At 50.9% G+C, this 3,217-nt stretch carries 1 protein-coding gene; it reads left to right on the top strand.

The window, feature by feature from the left end; translation table 11 throughout:
• Positions 1 to 1,380 precede the first annotated feature (1,380 nt).
• On the top strand, positions 1,381 to 3,018 hold the full coding sequence (locus QUB16_RS33060) for an MBL fold metallo-hydrolase (protein ID WP_333322593.1): 1,638 nt from the start codon (positions 1,381 to 1,383) through the stop codon (positions 3,016 to 3,018).
• Positions 3,019 to 3,217 lie beyond the last annotated feature (199 nt).

Here is a 3,217-nt window from a genome sequence, read left to right as displayed (position 1 = left end):
TCAGGAGTCTCACGCGCCTTTCATCCCACACCAACCGAAGCGGTATCGCGCGAGGGATTCCCGTCTGACTAGCTAAAAACCAGATTTTTTGATAAAACCGGGTTTGTGCGATCGCCCCTCATTTCAGCTTTAATTGCGATCGGATACTATTCAAGGGCAATATACCAAACACTTAAACACTCTCCACGTTCAAACTTTCGCGGTTTAACCGCCTACGGATTAGCTGAAAAGAACTCCAAAACTCCACCCTAAATAAGACCCAGCAATGATAAAAAAACAGGATATAACAGGCTGGTTGGAGACTGAGCGAGCTGAGATTACTTCTGGCAAGCTAGTGGTATTTTTATAGGATGAATATCATCTATTGTCGGGGGATTGATGTGGCTATGTTTGGGGTAAAACCAAAGAACGCATCGTTTTGTCCCCTAGTCAAGGAGCGGAGTAAAAAAACCTATTATGGGGCAGCCAGTCGATTTTCGATTTTCGATTTTCGATTTACTCCACAGATGAATCGGGAGCTTGAACAAGAGTCTAAAACTTTGGGCTGCGGGCGATTCCTGTCGGAAACTTATAGCGGTTCTCAAGCGTGGTGAGGTATGCCCTATGCCCTATGCCCTATGCCCTATGCCCATGAGTACCTCCTATGAGAGCTCGAAAGGCTATATATCCGTTTTTGGGCGGGGTCAAAAAGCTATTTAAACTCTCTCCTCAACAGCCACAAGGTTTGCTTAGAAGAATGTATCAAACTTTTACAAAGAAACCGAGCAAACTCATAAAGTCTCTCTCTGGCCTGACAAAAGCAGTTAGCTAGCACGATGCTCGTTCTCCGTTTTTCAGATTGGACTCTACACGGCCCTCAAAACCCTAAAAATGAAGAATTGTAAAGTTTTATCAAGAGATTGGGACATCTGAATTAAAATCTTCTCATAAAAAAGACTAGCTTTTAGCAGGCGCAAATTGTGGAAAAAAGTTTAAAACTCAGAATATGAGATTGAGTTCGGTACTCTTACATGGTGCAATAAAATGTAACTTTTGATGCCAGAACCAGTAGCCTGAACTTTGTCGAAGGCCGAATGCCCATCAGGCAAATGCCTTCGGAAAATCGCCTTCTTGGCGCTGCATCAAATCTTAAGTGCAATTACTTTCCTTGCACGAGAGCCGGAGCCTTCGAGCAAACATTTAGCTCCAGGGCTTACCCACCAAAACTTGGATAAACCGGGTTTTTTTACCGGGAGCGAGGGCGGCAACAAAGTGTTTTCGTTCATCAAACCCGGTTTCAGCGTCCGAGACTCAACATCGATCGAATGAATGCAGTCGCAACCGATGTTTAAAAGTGGCGATACTGCAAGTTGCGTGCAAAGCAGGGAGCTAACCGCAGTGATGGATCTCGATTGTTTACCTTACGGCGCAGGCCACGCCCAAGAAGGGGTCTGTCTCCTAGTCCGAATGGGGCCGCACCGCATTTTACTCGACTGCGGTGTAGACGATATTGCACCGCTATCAGCGACCTTAAATCGATCGCTGCCAGCCGATTTTGTGGTGTGTACCCACGCCCACTCCGATCATGCCAGAGGTTTGCTAGCACTCCATCAATCTTTCCCCCACTTGCCAATTTACGCCAGCGAAGTGACAGCGCGACTGCTACCGCTCAACTGGCCAGAACTGGCTCAACAGCCAGAGTCCCGGTTCTGTCAGGGACTGCCCTGGCAGTCGCCGCTCGAAGTGCGCCCCGGACTGAGCGTACAGTTGTTCCCGTCGGGCCATTTGCCCGGAGCGGCGACTGTGCTGCTGACTTATGCCGCCCCGCACCGCACCTACACAGTGGTTTACACCGGCGACTTTTTCCTGTCCAATTCTCGTTTGGTGGAAGGTTTGCCCCTGGGAGAACTCAGGGGCATGAAGCCGGATGTGTTAATTTTGGAAGGCAGTTACGGCACGGCGCGCCACCCTCACCGCCGACAACTAGAAAATCAGTTAGCCGATCGCATCCACCGCGCCATCGCCGACGGTTACTCGGTACTGCTGCCCGCGCCGGCCCTCGGTTTGGGCCAAGAAATGCTGATGCTGCTCCGCAGTCACCACTACTTTACTGGCCGCGACTTGGATATTTGGGTGGACGGCACTGTCGCCGACGGGTGCGACGCTTATCTGGAACTGTTACCCCAATTTCCCACCGCCGTCCAAAATTTTGCTCTGCACCAACCTTTATTTTGGGACGAAAGGGTAAAACCCCGCGTCCGCCGGCTGTCTGCCGAACAGCGCCCCGGATTAGGAGCCACGCCCTGTATTGTAATTACAGACAAGTTAGCTGATTTGGCTTTGTATGTTGCCGATGGCACAAATCCTTGGATTTTGCTCGCCCCTCAAAAACCCGGATATCCCGTCACCGACTGGCTGGGCAACAGGCCCCAATTTGGAGTCACAAGTGTCGAAACTTATCTGCTAGCCGAACACTGCGACGGGCCGGGGACTACCCAACTCATCCACAATTTGCGTCCCCAGCACGTAATTTTACTCCACGGTTCCCCTGCATATTTGGCTGACTTGGCTAACTTGGACGAGCTGCGAAACCGCTACCAGTTGCACACTCCGGCGGCCGGAACACTTGTCGAATTGCCGATCGGGGAAATGTTTTTGCAGCCCGCTATCCCAGAAACTAACTATGAGGGAGAACTCAGCGAATTGGGGACAGAGGTAGCAATTAGCTTGCCGAGTCCGATTACAGCCGATCCTCGGTGGGCCAATTTTGCCGATACCGGTTTGGTAGAAGCGCGCTGGCAAGGCGAAGAACTGGTACTGCGGGGCATCTCCCAGCGGGAACTCCTTTTTCAAGGCAGCGCCGTTCAGGCAAACCTCGAATGCTGCGGCAATTGCCAGCACTACCGCAGCCAGCGCTGTTGGAACCAGTCCAGTGCTTTGTTTGGCTTTAAAGTTACCCCCGACGGTTTCTGTCCGGTGTTTAAAGCGATACCGGAGTCCGAACTTTTCCTAGAAGATGGGGAAACAGACGGCGAATAAGCTGTCGGGCACCTCGAAACCAGCCTGCAGGCACAAAAAACAAAAGAACAGTCCTGGACGCACCCAGACAAAAAATCCGGTTTCAGCAGGGGTAAGCTGTCGCGTATTGAATTTTTAACTACCAGCCGGGAAGTCCCTCGGTATATTTAAAGGGGATTAATCTGAGCGCTGCGCGAAGTACCCCGTTGGGAATTACGCC

The sequence above is a fragment of the Microcoleus sp. D3_18a_C4 genome, from assembly GCF_036702415.1.
Lineage (GTDB): Bacteria > Cyanobacteriota > Cyanobacteriia > Cyanobacteriales > Microcoleaceae > Microcoleus.
The sequence above is the reverse complement of the archived record's forward strand: the minus strand, read 5'-3'. Positions and strand labels throughout refer to the sequence as shown.